The organism is Paenibacillus sp. AN1007 (genome assembly GCF_040702995.1).
Taxonomy (GTDB): domain Bacteria; phylum Bacillota; class Bacilli; order Paenibacillales; family Paenibacillaceae; genus Paenibacillus.
In genome coordinates this window covers 813,461-830,508 of sequence record NZ_CP159992.1, presented here as the reverse complement: position 1 = coordinate 830,508, position 17,048 = coordinate 813,461, and the positions used below count along the sequence as shown (strand labels likewise).

The following is a 17,048-nucleotide window of genomic DNA, read 5'->3' as shown; positions in this document are numbered from 1 at the left end:
AACCCTGCCCTTCAGCACTCAGAATATAACACGGTCATGGATAATCTCTTGACCTGCACCTGGCTGTTATCACTGTATTGGTGGTCTTTGGAGTTCTCCATTGTGCCCAGCGAATCTGCATGTACACACCCATCTTCAACAGCTGCCTTCCATCTGCCTGAAGGGATGGAGACAGAACGTGTTTTTGGGGAAGCATTAAAGATTACAATGATCCGTTTCCACGTATCCTGAACGTCCTCACCCTGCAGCTCGAATACGAGCAGACCTTGTTCTTTGTGTAAAAGACGGACATGCTGCTCAATCATTTCACGTGTGCGCATTCGAAAGGCCGGATGCTCCCGTCGCAGTTGAATTAGACCCCGATAATAGTCAAATACCGGTTTAAAACGCTGTTTCTGATCCCAATGGATGGCGTTGACTATATCTCCACTCTCATGGCTGTTTGCATCGCCAAATTTGCTGCGCAGCATCTCATCTCCAGCCGCAATCAGCGGGACACCTTGTGATGTGAGTACAATACCGTTCGCCAGCAGGCAGCGTCTGACCGTTTCGTTCTCAAGCACATTGTCCGGATCGATCTGAAGATAAGGATCAGCCTTCCGAACGGCTTCTTCCACGTTGTCAAACCCTCGTATACTTCCATCCTCGTTATAAACCAGAAAGCCCAGCGTATCCTGCAGCCCTTGTGTTCGTGCCACCTTATCCCACAGATTAAGATTGTCATGAACCGTTACATAGTTAATCGTCTCGGCCGGGCCTTCTGTAAAATCATGAATTGATCCCTGTACACCTGTCCATAACTGATCTTCCTTCCCATTTTCGCCGGTTGCAAATCCTTTGCCGTCTCCGTCGCTATCTCCCTTAATGAGGCCGCGAAAATCGTCGTTGAACACTGCAAAACCTGCACCGCGCTGTGTTCCTTTCACGGTCATCTCATCACCCAAAGGCGAGTCCATCGCTGCCCAAGGTTCGCCATATAACAAGATGGAGGGAGACACCTGATGATGAAGCTCTGATGCTAGCTGTTTCATCGTGGTGATGTCGATCAGTCCCATCAGATCAAAACGAAAACCGTCCACATGATATTCCTCTGCCCAGAAGCGAACCGAATCAATAATAAATTTGCGAACCATCGCTCGTTCCGATGCAGTCTCATTGCCTGTGCCTGATCCATTGCTGTACGTCCCGTCTGCGTGCTGACGATAATAGTACCCTGGAACCAGCTTTTCAAACGAACTCTCCGCAGTATCAAACGTGTGGTTATAAACCACGTCCATAATAACACCTATACCTTTACGATGAAGCGCAAGAATCATAGACTTGAATTCACGAATTCGCGTTTCGGGATCATCTGCACGCGTGGCATATGAACCTTCCGGTACATTGTAATGCAGCGGATCATAGCCCCAGTTATAGTTGGATGCATCCTTCAGATCATTATCTGCATTCGACTCATCTACCGTTGCAAAATCAAATACTGGCAGCAGATGCACATGGGTAATGCCCAGCTCAGCCAAATGATCGATCCCCAGCTTATTACCTGCGGCATCACGCAGCCCGGTCTCCGTAAATGCAAGATACTTCCCTTTATTCACAATGCCGGAAGAAGGATGGATGGAGAAATCACGGACATGCAGTTCGTATAGAACCGCATCCGTAGGATGACTGCACTCTGGACGGATATCCTGCTCCCATCCTTCAGGATGAGTCTCTTCCATGTACACAATGACACCCATCTCTCCGTTCATCGTTACCGCCCGAGCGTATGGATCAACCGCTGTTGTTGACGTTCCATCTGCGAAGGTTGATTTAAACATATATCGATAGCCCCGCAAGTCCCCTTCCACATCTAAAACCCACAAATCCTGTTCATCCGGATGCATTGACAGGATGCTTTGCTTCAACTGATTAGGAGTCTGCTCGGGATTCCCACCCGTTAAGGGAGGATACAAGACGAGCCCCATTTGAACAGCTGCTGGAGACCATACCTTGAAACAGCAAACATTCGGTCCGGTTGTAACACCCAGATCTCTTCCTGTATATGTACTGTCCATCGAAACTGTACTCGTGCTCTCGGCTGTTTGTTTTTTCTGCATATCATCAATCATAGTGAATCCCCTCTCAGAGCGTAGTATGAACGTAATGTGATTAGGCATGTCCTGCACCCCACTGAAGTGCATCTATTACCCCTTTTCGACCCCTGCTGCTTCATTTTCCCATGACGTGCACCGGCACGGCTTCGGTAGCTTCCATGGCTTGGATCAAAAATTTCGGCAGGATCGGCTTCCTTCAGCGCTTTCAGACATCCGCTAGAATGGTGAAGTGAATCATGTATGGTCAATGTGAATTACAATGAGTGCTCCTTACCTTTTATACCCGTTCCTCGGACCAAGCATAATAGGTTAACACAAAAAAGAAGCAGCTCTGCGTGGATTAACGCCACAACTGCTTCTTAAGAGGTTACGAGGATGAATCGTCTATTTAAACTTCAATGCGGTTTGAATAAGGCTTTAATGAGGGACTTGCGATTGAAAATCATCACGACTGGACTGATCCACATGATAGAATACCACATCGCCGTCCTTCATTGGCCAATTTCTTCCTTCTTCATGCAGCGGACTGGGATTAAACCCTTCCAGCTGCCATTGATTCATCAAAGGTGCCTGAATATACTGCAGATGCGGAGCCAGGGTGTTTCCATGCTGCAGCGTCTCCAAGTTGAAATTCACGATGATGTAACCATCATTTAGAAATACAGCAGCCTTATCATCCAGCGGCGTTTCCCGTGCCAAACGTTCCAGATTCGTTCCCTTGGGCACAGCGTATACATCGGCCGGCAAGCTGTATTCACCGTACCAGCGCTGGATGGAAGCATTTGCCCGGTCTGCATCCACATCAGGAGGGATCTCTGTTTTAGGACCGATGAGTGTTCGAATCTGCGACGGAAGGATCATCCAATTGTAACGACCTGTCCATGTTTTGCTGTGCGAAGTCTGATTTACGAACCGAACCATCGCCTGTTCCATAGTATATTTCCTTCGCTCTTCCGCAGTCCATTCATGATTGTACTGATAACGCGCGGCATCACCGAGTTCCATCCCTGGCACGTTCCGCAATCTGGCATTCAGGATTACGTAACGTTTCTCCACATCTTGTGCAGAACCGATCTGAATCAGCCGCTCCTGCCCCCGATGGTAATACAAGTCCACTTCCTGTCTCTTGGAACCGTCCTTGCGTATATGATAAAAGGTTGGCGTAATTCGGATGCCATCCTGTTTACCAAACATATTGCCCTTGGTCTTTACATCAAACTTGAAATGGTACCCCGTCTTTACGGCAGCATTACGAAATCCCTGCACGGGATGACTTCCTGGCCGAATCGGCAGAACATATGGAGCTGAATTACCTCGCGGATCACCATCAATTTTGTTGGTACCCGTCCAGTAACTTATGCCTGCTGCTTCAGGACTACCCGGTCGTTTGCGAAATACATTCTCCCAGTTATAATCTGCGATATCCGTTATCTGAAAATCGTACAGCCTGCCAATGACCTCCACAGCGATGGTATCTACAGCTGCATGATGGTTCAGGTTCGTATTGGCATCCGATTGCTCTGTGAAATTCATGGGTGCATTCTCTGCAGTGTTACAAAACTCAATCTGATAGTTTCCTTCATCGACCCACACGGGAAGTACGAAGGTGGTGTCCAGTTGATGGATAGGAATATCAATCCAGGTATCGGCTGGAATGTAGTGGTTTCGGTCAGCCGTGTAAACATCAAACGGAAAACGCACCTGTTTACTTCGAAAATACTTTGCGTAATCACGATCACCGTACCCCGGATAACGCGCTGTATCCAAGTGCTGTCCAGTGGTAGGGATGCGCACCAGGAATTCACGCTCCAGGATCAATGCAGCTCGCATGGGATCAGGGTTCGTTTTCTGATTATGCGCCTGGTCATCAGACACCCATGAATAATTCACGACAGGTGTATGTACCGTAACCGGATTGATTCCTGGAATCGGAAAACGCTGATTCTGTCCACCATTTACGTTTCCAGGCAGCAAACCATAATTTATCACACCTGTAGTTGCCTGATCGGCTTTGTTCATTAATGTATTCTGGATCGTTAATCCGCTCCGGTAGAGCACATCGTCCCCAATCGTATACGGCTCTGGAATCACTCCAGGCCTAGGGGCTTCTTTTTGAACCGGACCCGCATCCATAACTACTGCATCATCAAAAATCACATTGTCATTATTTACGGTATTTTCGCCAACTTCAGCCTCAGCTTCAGATTGAAACAGGGCAGTTTCATCAGGTGTAGGCGGTTCCTTGGAGCCACCTGGAACAGATTCGGTACCCAGATCAAGTTCTTGGCATTTGGCCGCCTTGACATGGCTGGTCACCTCGGGGTCTGCTGCAGCCTGTAACGCTGGAGGCGTATATGCATTTGGCGATAATGTGACGGTACCGCCAAACCCGCCCAGCGCATAGTTTGATATGCTCGCTTCATTCAGTTTGTAAACCTCCAACTGGTCAATCTGCCAGTAGCTGTATGTCCTTGTTACCTGCATAGAAAGCTCTATAGGCACGTCCACTTCTTTTGGCTCCGCTTCTGTTCCTGGATCATCTTTTCCACTTGATGCACGCCCCGGAATTGTCCATGTTTTATGGTACATTTTCTTGACATTAACCGTATAAGTGACCGTGCCAGTCATATTCACCCATCGGTGCTGGAATAGGTAGCCTTTGGTCATCACGTTTGCATACAAGTCTTCCGACGTAGGGATTCCTTGAATGACATCAAACTTCTCTGCACCCCGAGTATCTGCCTGAAGTACACCCCGAACTGAAGGATCCATCACCTTAGCCTCGATCACTGCACCTCTACTTGGCGGACTGATGCCGACAGGACAGGCATTCGGCGGATTACCGCCTGGGCCTTCACCTTCTGTACCTCCACCATCCGAACAATCCTTGACCTCAAGCTCCTGTTCAGCTTGCTCATCCAGACGCTGGGCGCTATCCCGGAAATGAGCTTTAATCATCGTGCTGCCCACAATGCCCTTAGTCGTCAGTTTGCCATCGGCACCGATCACCGCAACTGCTGAATTGGAGCTGTACCAAGTTAATTTGGGATGTGCCGTGACCTTGTGGATACTCCCATCCGGTTTAGTCAAAACAGCCTCTGCCTGCAATAGTGTCGTTGACGACTTACATGCATTAGGCAGATTCACCACCAATCCCGGCTCGGACGTAACCTTAATGGTGGCTGTATCAGAGATAAGATAGGTCCCGTTGTTCCAGATTGCACGTACCGTAACGGTACCCGGACTTTTAGCTTTTAACATCCCCGTCTTCAATTCAATACTTGCGACCGTCTCATCCGAAGTAAACCACTTAATCTCGGCCTCCCTGCCAGACACATCAACACCTTCACCCCAAGCTGTGGAACCATAGTTTTTCGTCTTCACTTTGGCTGTCATCTGCTTCGTTTGACCAATCTTCAGCGCAGCATCAGGTGTGACGTCAATTTCTTTTTCTTCGATTAAGTCACCCTCCCAGATAATATCCATCGGAGTGTAGTATACAACGTTATATTTTGGACAACCAGATGTTGTTTTCCCACCATTTTTAAATGGTTCTGTTTCTGTTGGTACATGATACCCTCCAGTAATTGTTCTTATGCCTACTATTGTTGAAGAAAAAGGCGGTCTTATTTCTCCTATTCCAGTGTATGAATCTTGATCTGATCTTCCTTGATAACTAATATCATGAATACGTACATTATGAATCTGAGAAGCATTGATTTGGTTGTTATTATAATCAGGCCAGTTTTTAGGTGGCCATTTACTAAAATCTACACTATCAGGAACTTCCGTAGCTGCAGGAAATGGATTTGAACAGCTACCTACATTATTTGCGTAAGTTGGACCTCCTGAATGATCTGCTCTAAACTGTCCGTTATTTTCTTGGTACCAGTACACTCCAGGATTCCCTACGGTAGGGGTAGCCAAAATAGTTACTTTCTGGGGACTTTTCATTGATTTAGGGCCATATTCGTTTGCAGCGCTTTTACCGTGTTTAATGGTACATCTGTTAAAATCAACATTTGTAATACCAATAATCCTAATAGTACATTTAAACAAGATAATATCACTTTTTTCATTACAAATTACTCACCATCCTACAAAACTACCTTTGAATTTTAAATTCTCCTTTATGATCAGATTTCAGAAAATAAGACCATGATGTATTCCTCAAAGTTGAAGTTATCCAAAACCTTTTTTTAATTCCTTTTTTAATAAGAAGATCTGAATCCATAGGTATCGTTTCATTATGTTGTTCTTTAGCTAAATCCAAATTAATACGATTAAATTGTATCAGTGAATCCGATAACCCCTTGTTAAAGGTAATTAAATTTGATTTTTCCAGATTAGACGTGAAGGAAATATCTGCAAAGGTTCTATACGAGCCACTCGCATACTTATCAGGCACAAAGAATCTAGCATAAATACCTTTTGGTTTGCTTCGAGTGGCATCCACAACGATTAATCGATGAATTTGTAATATTCCTGACTTGTTACTAAGGCTAATGTCAGCACTTGATAAATCTGAAATTGTGGCTGATCCAGAACTATACTTATAATTACTAATCGTCGTTAAATTTGTACCAGTTGTTCCCACCTCTCGTAACTCGTTCAGCTCGCTGTATTTCGAAGCATCTTTGCCCTCCACTTCCATGTATCGAAGTATAATAGACGCAATTTCTGCACGAGTGGTTGTATCTGCCGGTTTCAACGTCCCATCCTGAAATCCACTTACAATGCCTGTTCCGCGTACAAGAGCGAGGTATGGAATCTGCTCATCACGGATCATTCCACGATTTACTTCTGGTGTAGGCAGCAGCGTATTCTTCGTATCGTTAAAAGCATCTTGAAAACTACGGTCTGACTGGATCAATCCGTTTGCAATCCACTTCATCATCTCGTACCGCGTCAGCTCCGTATTCGGCTTGAAGCCGCCTGCATAATCACCAGCATGAATGAAACCTTGTCCGACCAGTTGACGAACTGCCGGTTCAGACCAATGGCCCTGAAGATCGGGAAAAGGAGCTGCTTCCTGCCCCTCAACACTCTCAATTCTGGTCGCACGAGCCAGTATCGCCGCGTATTCCCCGCGGGTGATCCTGCCATTAGGCCGGAATGTTCCATCCTGGTAACCGGAGATCAGTTTTTTCTCGTACGCTTTGGCCATCGCGGCCTGAGCCCAATGGCCTTTAATATCCTTGAACTGGGTTATCGCATTATCACTCACACTTGCCGCACTCGCTGTCGTCGTCCACTGCCCGGGTTCCGCTCCAAAGGAAAAATAACTGCCTGCCATCAAAACGGCAGTCAACATTCCAATCAAACCAACAGCGTTTTTCTTCTTCCCCTGTCCCACCTGCTTCAACTTCACTTTGTTCACGCTCCTATGTACCTTAGTTTGGGGTTGCTCCATCTACACGACCTTTTTTTGTTCTTGTCATAAAGAACGTAAAATCCTAAATTTGGTATAATAGTTAATATTATACCACGGACATCTAGTAATATGGTATATTTTCATAACTCTCCCCCCTTATTCTAAGGTTAGTATCCCTCCTTCCGAAGACCCGTTTCTCACCCTGAATACACAAAAAAGGCCATGAATCCGCAGATTCACAGCCTTATGCTTTAAGGTCGGTCTCACTTATAAAATTTTGGAATATTTACTCTTTTATAGATTAAACCTTTTCATCACATAAAATCAAGTCTTTTTATTTCACCCTCATTTATTTTCCGTTCAGCTCTTTATACGAAGCTTCCAGCTCCGTAATGAGCTGGTCACCACCTGCTTTTCTCCACTTGCCAACTTCCTGCTCCCAGCCCGCATCATCAATCTTGCCCATAATGTATTTGGTCTGTGCGTCCCAGATCATTTGATCCAGTTCCTGACCGCGCTCCGTGTAGATTTCAGAGGAAAGGGTAAGTGCAGGATTAGCAACCGCATACTGTTCATTTTCACGAGCCATCTTCGTGCCTTTCATACCAATTGGAACATCGACAAGTTCAGGCACATTATATCCTTCAACACTCAGCAGATTATCACGGTACGGCTTGACCTCACGCTGGTAAGCATCGAAATCTTTCAGTTCCGTCTTACCGTCAGCGGTCTTGGTATAATGCACATCCAGCAATCCACGCAGCTGCAGCGTGCTGAGTTCTTCATCCATCAGTTGGTCCAGAAATGTAAGTACTTTTTTCAGCTGCTCCTCGTCCGTGACAGAGGCTTTCGGAATGACAAGCATACCGTAGTTTCCTGGCTCACCAGCAATACGAATGCCATCCGTACCTTGAAATGGCGCTACATCAATGACACCATCCGGTGCATTAGGTGTAAGCCGCTGCTGCGATGATTTTCCGTTCTGGGCGACACCGTTCAGTTTCATGGCCACGAGACCCGAATCCATTTTTTTGTCTGCATCCGAAGGGTCCAGTGCAGGGAAATCACTATTAATCAGCCCTTCATTGAACAGACGCTTGAACAGCTTCATCGTATCCACATATTCCGGTGTTAGGAACTCTGGTGTTAATTTCCCGGCATCGTCCACACCCCATTTGTTAACTCCGCCAATACTTACAGCAATCCTGGTCAGGGGTGAAGAGACACCTTCATTATATTTTTTAAAAAGCAGTGCACCGTACGTATCTTCCTTGCCATTACCATCCGGATCGTCCTTGCGGACAGAACGCATAACCTCATACCAATCATCGAGTGATTTCGGAATATCCAGTTTCAGCTTATCAAACCAGTCCTTACGATAAACGATAGCCGTCCGGCCAATATCCCGGAAGTTCGGGATGCCGTAAATTTTCCCTTCGATTTTGATATTGTTAAAATGGGCCTCTGACTGGGCAGACAAGTTTTTATAATCTTTCAGATAAGGTCCCAGTTCCCAGAACAGTCCAGTCCTTGCGGCATTAAATGTGGTTGGCACGTAATTGACACGCATAATCGTTGGCATCTCCCCTGATGCCACCATCACATTCACCTTGTCGTCGAATGCCGACTGCGGAATCCACTGCACGTTTACATCGGTATTTGTGTAGTCCTCAATCTTCTTCTCCACTGCATTTTCTTTGCTGGGCACATCACCTACCTGCATCAATGAGATGGAAATCGGCAGCCTGCCTTCCCCCGCAGCTGGTGCTTTTTCTACTCCGCATCCTGCCAGGAGACCAGCAGATACAGCACCAACGATAATAAAGCTTCCCACGCGAAACATAGAGCTTCTTGAACGTTTTGGACCTTTTGGACTCATGAACCATCTCTCCTTTTGGATAAGCCTATTGTTCAGCGAACTTGCCCTCATTCCTTACTCACAGATGCCTCCGACTCAGAATGTATGCGTTATCATAATATTTTTGAGAAAAGAACCAGCGTTACGCCAGCTCCATCTCTACTCCCGCCAAAATAAACGGAGCAACCGATTTCGGATCATTAATACGAATGGATTCGGTCACGTAATACTCGTAAGATCCGTCACGGTAAGGTGTTCCCCCAAGGCCTGCTCCTCCGTTGCACTGTGTCAGGGAAAGTATACCTTCCTGATCTGTTTGCAGCAGATGCTGCAGCAGACCCTGATATCCTTTTTCCGCGATCGCCTTGAACTTTCCGCTCAAGTACCCTTTGCGCACGCCCTTCGCCAATGCGTAAACAAACATCGAGGTGCCCGAGGCTTCCAGATAATTCCGCTCACGCCCCGGCTGATCCAGCAGATGCGGCCACAAACCGGTCTGCTGATCCTGCACATGAACAAGCGCATTGGCGAGCCGCTCGAAAATACCGATAATCTGCCCGCGCTGCTCATGATCGACCGGGAGATAATCCAGCGTATCAACAACCGCCATCACATACCAGCCCACAGCCCGGCTCCAAACATGCGGCGAACATCCCGTCTCGCCGGAACTCCAGCGCTGCTCTTTGCTCTCATCCCAGGCATGGTAGAGCAGCCCGCTGCGCGGATCACGAGTGCGTGCTTCCACCAGCAGCAGCTGCAGCGCAGCTTTATCAAACCACTTTGCTTCACCATTAACGGCTCCATATTGAGTCAAATAAGGTGTCGCCATATACAATCCATCCAGCCACATCTGGAATGGATAGATTTTCTTATGCCAGAACCCGCCCTCACTTGTACGAGGCTGTCCTTTCAGCTGCGTTATCAGCAGTTCGGATGCTTTGCGATACTTTTCCTGACCCGTCTTCTCCAGCAGAAAAAACAGCGATTTTCCTTGGTTAATCTGGTCCAGATTATATTCCTCTACCGTGTAGGAGCGAATCGACCCGTCCTCCTGAACGAAATGATCCATAAGCTCCTGGATATAATCAAAATATCTCTGTTCGCCTGTACGAGCGTAGAGCTCTTCCAGTGCTTTGAGCAGACAGCCATTTTCATAATGCCAAGTCGTATACAGCTCATGGCTGCGATAACTCTCCATATATTGGTCAGCCATACGCATAGGTGTATGCTGCAGCGTTTCCTTCATGATTTAACCTCCGGTTTCGCTCCTTATTGAGCCTGTTTTTTGTAATCTTCAGCGTATTCCTCGCGAATTTTGCTTCCGCCTGCTTTAGCCCAATTCTCAACTTCCTTTTCCCAGCCGTTCTGATCGATCTTGCCCATGATATATTTGGTTTGTGCATCGGCAATCATCTGATCCAGGTCTGCCCCGCGGTCACCATATGTTGGGGAATACAGCGTCAAAGCAGGATTGGGTACAGCATGTTCTGCCAGTTCTTTCACCAGTGCTGTGCCTTTCTCCCCAAGCTCGGTATCTTTCAGTTTAGGCACATTGTAGCCTTCAATATAAGGGAAGTTGTCACGATAAGGTTTCACTTCACGCTGGAAGGCATCAAAGTCACTCATTTCCACCTCGTTATCTCCAACTTTAGCGTAATGCTTGCCTTCCACACCACGCATCAGCAGCGTGGCCATCTCCGGGTCCATCAGTTTATCGATGAACGAAAGCAGATTTTTCAGCTCTTCTTCTGATTTCACTGCTGCTTTCGGGAATGCCAGGATGCCTGAATTACCTGTCTGTCCAGCTACCCGGTCACCGTTTGGTCCAAGCAGACCCGCAATATCCACTACGCCATCCGGATTATTTTTGGACAGACGTTCCTGCTGACTTTTACCGTTCTGCGCCACACCCACTCGCATACCAACTACGCCGGAATCATACTTTTTCTCCGCTTCCGTTGAATCGAATACGGCAAAATCCTGGTTGAGCAGCTTCTCTTCATACAGCCGCTTCAACAGATCCAGCACCTGCATATATTCCGGTGTCATGAATTCAGGGGTGAAGCTGCCGTCATCCTCAACCTTCCACTTATTCGGCGCACCGAAACTTACACCAAGCCGTGTCGTGAAGGAATACTGGTCTTCGTTATACTTTTTAAACAGCATCAGTCCAAAAGTACTCGCCTGCCCGTCGCCTTCTGGATCGGAAGTGGACAGCGTTTTGATCGTTTCGTACCACTCATCCGGTGTTGTTGGTACTTTCAGATTCAGCTTATCGAACCAGTCCTTACGGTAGATAACCGTTGCCCGTGCAATATCAGAGAATACAGGCACGCCGTAGATTTTACCCTCAACCTTGATGTTGTTGAAGAAACGTTCATTTTGGGCAGAAAGGTTTTTGTAATCCTTCAGCAGAGGTCCTACTTCCCAAAACACGTCATTCCGCATTGCACTGGTCACCGTTGGGTTATACTGCACCTTGACGATTTTGGGCATGTCGCTGGAGGCAATCATAACATTGATTTTGTCATTGTAAGCCGAGGCCGGAATCCACTGGATATCCAGCTTGGTGTTGGTATACTCTTCGATTTTTTTCTGAACTTCATTGCCTTTGCTTGGCACGTCACCTACCTGTGCAATAGCAATGGATACGTTCTGCATGCCGCCTTCGGCGGCCTGGCCTTCATCCGATCCGCATCCTGCCAGCAACCCGCTCACTAGAGCCAGTGTACTCAAAACAGCCACGGCTTTCTTTTTTACTGCTCTCATCTCATGAAAACCTCCCTTTGATATACAATCGCATTGACATACAACTGCAGCTTCAGAATTTAAAACATATGTCCGTTCTCCGTTCCTGCAGCTCTTCAGTCCTCACCACAGGAAGCAGCATCTCTTTGCTTTCTCGAAAGCACTTCATGCCGGTGGACTGCCCCATGTTAACCTTTTACCGAACCAAGCATCACTCCCTTGGCGAAATGCTTCTGCAGGAATGGGTAGACAAGCATAATCGGAATGGTAGAGAACACGATAACGGCCATGCGGATGGTAAGCGGCTGGATTTCGGTTTCCTCAATGCTGGTATCCCCGATCCGGCTCTGTGCAAGAATAACAATCTCACGCAGCCAGACTTGGACTGGCCACTTTTCACTATCGTTGATGTAGATGACGGCGCTGAAGAAGCTGTTCCAATGTGCTACCGCATAAAAAAGCGAGAAGGTGGCCATCGCTGGCATCGACAGCGGAAGCACAATGCGGAACAATACGCTGACATCGTTGCACCCGTCGATTTTAGCGGCATCTTCCAGTTCGTCCGGGATGGCCTGGAAGAAGTTTTTGAGCACAATCAGGTTGAACGCACTGATCGCCGTTGGCAGCATCAGAGACCACAGTGTATCCGTGAGATGCAGGGATTTTACGACAAAATACGTTGGGATCATACCGCCGCTGAACAGCATTGTGAACAGCACTCCCAGCAGGATCGGCTGACGTCCGCGCAGATATTTTCTGGACAACGGGTAAGCCATAAGTGACGTAACAAGCAGGTTAATCAGTGTGCCAACAACCGTAATATAGATCGACACACCGAGACTGCGTATCAATGTATCCGTGGAAAAAATGTAACGATAAGCGGCCAAGGAGAACTCTTTTGGAAAAAGAATAAATCCGCCTTTAGCCACCTCATGCGGGCTGGTAAACGAAACAGCCAAAATATAAATAAAAGGAATTACAGTTACGATTCCAATCAATAACAGGAAACCATGATTCATAAAATCAAAGATTCGGTTGCCCCATGTTTTGTCCTGCTGCATCTAATGTTCACTCCTGTCTGATGAAGAGCGTCTGCCTAAGCTGCGTTAATAGACGCCTTCCTCCCCGAATTTTTTGGCCAGCGTATTGGCACCAAGCACCAACGCAAGACCGACAACCGACTTAAACAATCCGACAGCAGCACTATAGCTGTACTGTGCCTGAGTAAGACCCTTCGTGTACACGTAGGTATCAAACACCTCGCCGACATCACGATTGGTAGGTGTCAGCATCAGAAAGATCTGTTCAAAGCCTGTGTCCAGGAAGTGACCCAGACGCAAAATGAGCAGGATAATGATGGTACTGCGAATGGCCGGCAGCGTAATGTGCCAGGTCTGGCGCCAGCGGTTAGCCCCGTCAATGCGGGCAGCTTCATAGAGCTGTGTATCTACGCCAGAGAGTGCAGCCAGGAAGATAATCGTACCCCACCCTACCTCTTTCCAGATGGATTGTCCTACAATCATCGTGCGGAACCATCCCGGTTCAAGCAGGAAAGCAATTTTTTGTCCCGTCAGATTATAGAGCAGTTCGTTGATTGCGCCGCCTTCGGTCGTAAACAGCATGTAGAACACACCGACTACAACAACCCAGGAAACAAAGTGCGGCACGTAAACCAATGTCTGTACGAATCGTTTGAATCGCTCCCGCCGGACCTCATTCATCATCAAGGCAAGTACGATTGGCAGTGGAAAAAAGAAAACCAGATTGTAGATCGCAAGCAAAAACGTATTTCGGAACAATGTCCAGAACTGCGGTTCTCCAAAGAAACGCTGGAAGTGTTTGAATCCTACCCAATCGCTCCCCAGAATGCCTTTGTACGGCGTATAATCCTGGAAAGCCATCGTGATGCCATACATCGGTATGTATTTAAAAATAACAAAGTAAAGCACTCCCGGAAGCAGCATAATATACAGCCACCGATTTTTGATGATGTCCCTCCACAGCAGGTTTTTGTCACTGCGGGCAGCGGGACGTGTCCGAGCCGCCGTTTCGGCTTTCATAGTGTCTTCCTCCCCACGTTGGAAACGATTACAAAAGATCACTTCCTGAATTCATGTCTCCATTGTGGCGGATAAATGCAATCACTGGCTATCATCTCGTTTTAGCTTCTTGTTTTCCTTTGGCTATCAAGGGTTTCAGCGTTTTCTGAGTGCAGGATATTACACATAATGGACCGCTTTTAACCTGGATGTTCCCGGTTTAACTCAGCCTTTTGAACAGACGCTTCGTCTGGAACACCCTCAAGCCGAATGCCAAAAAGCCTGCCTGCCGTGGTGGGCAGAGCAGGCCATGTGGTTTTTTGCTCTATCGCTGCTGCTCCCGGTACTTGCCGGGAGTTGTTCCTGTTATTTTGCGGAATGTACGGATAAATGCCGTGGGGTTCGTATAATTTAATTTTTCGGCGATTTCCGCTATTTTCAGATCGGTTGTCTGCAGCCATGTTTTGGCTTTTTCCATCCGGTACTCGGCAAGATATTCGGTAAAATTAACGCCTGCTTCCTTCTTGAATACCCGGCTCAAATAGACGGGATGGAAGTTCAGTTCTTCCGCACAGGCCTCCAGTGACAGGTCCCGGTCATACCGCTCTTCAATCAGTCGAATCATCCGGCGGGCGATATTCATGTACTGTGACTCCTCCTGCTCTTTCCAAAAACGAATCACAGGCCGAAATAATCGCTTGCGGAACCAGTTCGTCATCTCGTCTAAAGTAGACAGCTTGAGCAGATAGGCCATGGAAGCCTTCTCTCCCAGCACTTCCGCCACATCCCCGCCCTGCTCCTGAACCAATTGATATACTCGTGACAACAGCTGTACCATGATGACCGGATACTCACTGAAATGAAGTTTCTTGTCCGCAAGCAGCCCTAAATATTGTGTGAAATAGGTATCTGTTTTCTCTTCGTCCCCCTGTTTGAGTGCAGAGGCTAATTGATCTTCGATCATTCGCAGCTGCGTATACAGCGCAGCTTCCATCTGACCTCTTGGCTGGATATCCTCGTAGTGTAAAATGATACGGCTGCCCAGGCTGACTCTTCCCTGCAGAGCCTGCCTGCTCTCCTGATACGCTCTAGGCGTATCTCCAATGCGGGAGTATGCCCGGCTAATGCCTATGCTTACCGGCAGGTTCAGATATGTTACGATTCGTTCACGAATCCAATCCGCCTGTGTATGCATCCACTCCTTCAGCTGCACTTCATCGTCCAGTTCAGAAGCAAGTACAGTAACCTGCGCATCATCCAGCATGACAGGTGTAAACCGGATTGCAGAAGGCAGCAGCTCACCGACCATGTTGTTGACCGCAAACAGCAGCAAATCCCGGTCCTGTTCCTCATACCTCGTGCCTTCAAGTGTATCGATCTGCAGCATCAGTACACCCAGATGGGACCAACCCGTCGGAAAATCGTACACGTCGCTCTGGTATCTGAAGTCCTCTTCCGATATCCTGCCTGTCAGCAGCTTGGTCATAAAAAACTCCTGAAGGTGGACATGCTGCCCTTTCATCTGCTCACGCATCGTTTTTTCTGAACTAAACAGTGTCGATAATCGTTCTTCGATATAGATGAACTCATCCTGACGGCGTCCTGATGGAGGAAGCGGTGAATCCAGCGCTTTCGTAAACTGCAGCAGTCTTGAGATCGGTGAATACATGCGCCGGCTGCCGTATATCGCTACAAGCCCTGTGACACATAACATAATCAACGTGGCCACCCCGGTGACCACGGCAATTTTTTGCGACTGGGCTGTGATCTGGCCAAGGGATACAACCGATACATATAACCAGCCATTTAGCGGCGACTGCCTATAGCTGACGGCTACGGGTTTGTCCTCCACTTCTGCACTGAAAAAACCTTGTGCTTCCCCTGTCGTCCGAACCGTCTCCTGAATATCTTTGTTCAGCAGGTCGTATTTATTTCCATAATTCGTGTCATTTAAAAAATATCTTTGATCCTTGTCCAGAACATACAGATCACCTGAATTCGGATTTCGACTCAAAAAGCTGCTCAGCTCGGCATCTGCAATATCGATGACAAGAAACCCCTTGGGTTTAACGTTTGTCGGAACCATTGGAATTTTAAAAACCATGCTGACTACATTATCAGAAGAGATCATGGCTGGCGCCTGTTCTGTTAAAGCCTCTCCCATGCCTGCCGATACAGGTACACTCTCTTTGGATGAACTTTTATTTTGAGTCACCCAGAACAAACTGTTGGTGTATGTAAGATAAGTTCCGATCCGGTCTCGAATGCTGAAGTCATTCAGCCTGCCAAATGAACGCATGGATACGACCCAGTCCTCATCAAGATTCACGAGGTAAGCCTGATCGATGCTTGTCACGGCCTGCAGGTTGTTGAACCCAGATGTCAGATCACGAATTTCCTGAAATTCGCTGCTGTCAAGCGGCTGCTTCATTGACCGCAGCACCAAGGGTGAATTGACGTACTGGATCGCGGACAGCTGTAAGCTTCGTAATACCTGTTCCACTCGCATCTGGGTCTGATGTAATATTTGAAGATTGCTCTCCCGCACCTTCTGTTCGATATCACGCGAAGCAATCGTATAGGAAACGGAACCAATCACAATGACCGGCAGGGCCCCAAGAATCATCGTAAAGCAGAGCAGACGCAGTAAATATTTAGGCAAGCAGAGCATCTCCCTTTTCTAATAAAATCGCTTTCATTGGATTAAATTACTATTGTTATTTTAAAACCCATTCTTAATCAAGTCTACATCTTTATTCTGAACCATTGACTTGAAGTGATTTCCAGTTTATATTACTACTATAATTCCTCAGGTCGAAGGAGAGATTTTGATGTCGGTGAGCGTTCTTAACTAATCAAGTTTCATATTCAGGAGTATGGCCTTTCATGACGCTTGTGCCCATATGGCATATGTGTATTTCATGATGCGCCAGATC

Annotated in this window: 9 protein-coding genes; all 9 read right to left on the bottom strand. The window is 47.2% G+C overall.

Annotated elements, in window-relative coordinates; all coding sequences use genetic code 11:
- Nucleotides 1–11 precede the first annotated feature (11 nt).
- Nucleotides 12–2,108 (bottom strand): type I pullulanase, encoded by a 2,097-nt coding sequence (pulA, locus tag ABXS70_RS03710; RefSeq protein ID WP_366293914.1) that lies wholly within the window; start codon nucleotides 2,106–2,108, stop codon nucleotides 12–14.
- A gap of 402 nt (nucleotides 2,109–2,510) precedes the next feature.
- Nucleotides 2,511–5,579 (bottom strand): DUF5704 domain-containing protein, encoded by a 3,069-nt coding sequence (locus tag ABXS70_RS03705; RefSeq protein ID WP_366293911.1) that lies wholly within the window; start codon nucleotides 5,577–5,579, stop codon nucleotides 2,511–2,513.
- Nucleotides 5,580–6,198: 619 nt separating this feature from the next.
- A complete protein-coding gene (locus tag ABXS70_RS03700) occupies nucleotides 6,199–7,464 on the bottom strand; it encodes an S-layer homology domain-containing protein (protein WP_342552423.1) in 1,266 nt (421 codons plus the stop codon).
- A gap of 352 nt (nucleotides 7,465–7,816) precedes the next feature.
- Nucleotides 7,817–9,346 carry an extracellular solute-binding protein gene (locus ABXS70_RS03695; RefSeq protein WP_342552424.1) on the bottom strand — a complete coding sequence of 510 codons (1,530 nt, stop codon included), beginning with the start codon at nucleotides 9,344–9,346 and terminating at the stop codon, nucleotides 7,817–7,819.
- 121 nt (nucleotides 9,347–9,467) lie between these two features.
- Nucleotides 9,468–10,571 carry a glycoside hydrolase family 88 protein gene (locus tag ABXS70_RS03690; RefSeq protein WP_342552425.1) on the bottom strand — a complete coding sequence of 368 codons (1,104 nt, stop codon included), beginning with the start codon at nucleotides 10,569–10,571 and terminating at the stop codon, nucleotides 9,468–9,470.
- A gap of 23 nt (nucleotides 10,572–10,594) precedes the next feature.
- Nucleotides 10,595–12,094, bottom strand: a complete 1,500-nt coding sequence (locus tag ABXS70_RS03685) for an extracellular solute-binding protein (RefSeq protein WP_366293906.1) — start codon at nucleotides 12,092–12,094, stop codon at nucleotides 10,595–10,597.
- A 167-nt stretch (nucleotides 12,095–12,261) separates the two neighbouring features.
- Complete coding sequence (locus ABXS70_RS03680) at nucleotides 12,262–13,134, bottom strand: carbohydrate ABC transporter permease (RefSeq protein ID WP_342552427.1); 873 nt, start codon at nucleotides 13,132–13,134, stop codon at nucleotides 12,262–12,264.
- A gap of 45 nt (nucleotides 13,135–13,179) precedes the next feature.
- A complete protein-coding gene (locus ABXS70_RS03675) occupies nucleotides 13,180–14,133 on the bottom strand; it encodes an ABC transporter permease subunit (protein WP_342552428.1) in 954 nt (317 codons plus the stop codon).
- 304 nt (nucleotides 14,134–14,437) lie between these two features.
- On the bottom strand, nucleotides 14,438–16,774 hold the full coding sequence (locus ABXS70_RS03670; RefSeq protein ID WP_342552429.1) for a helix-turn-helix domain-containing protein: 2,337 nt from the start codon (nucleotides 16,772–16,774) through the stop codon (nucleotides 14,438–14,440).
- Between the last annotated feature and the right edge of the window lie 274 nt (nucleotides 16,775–17,048).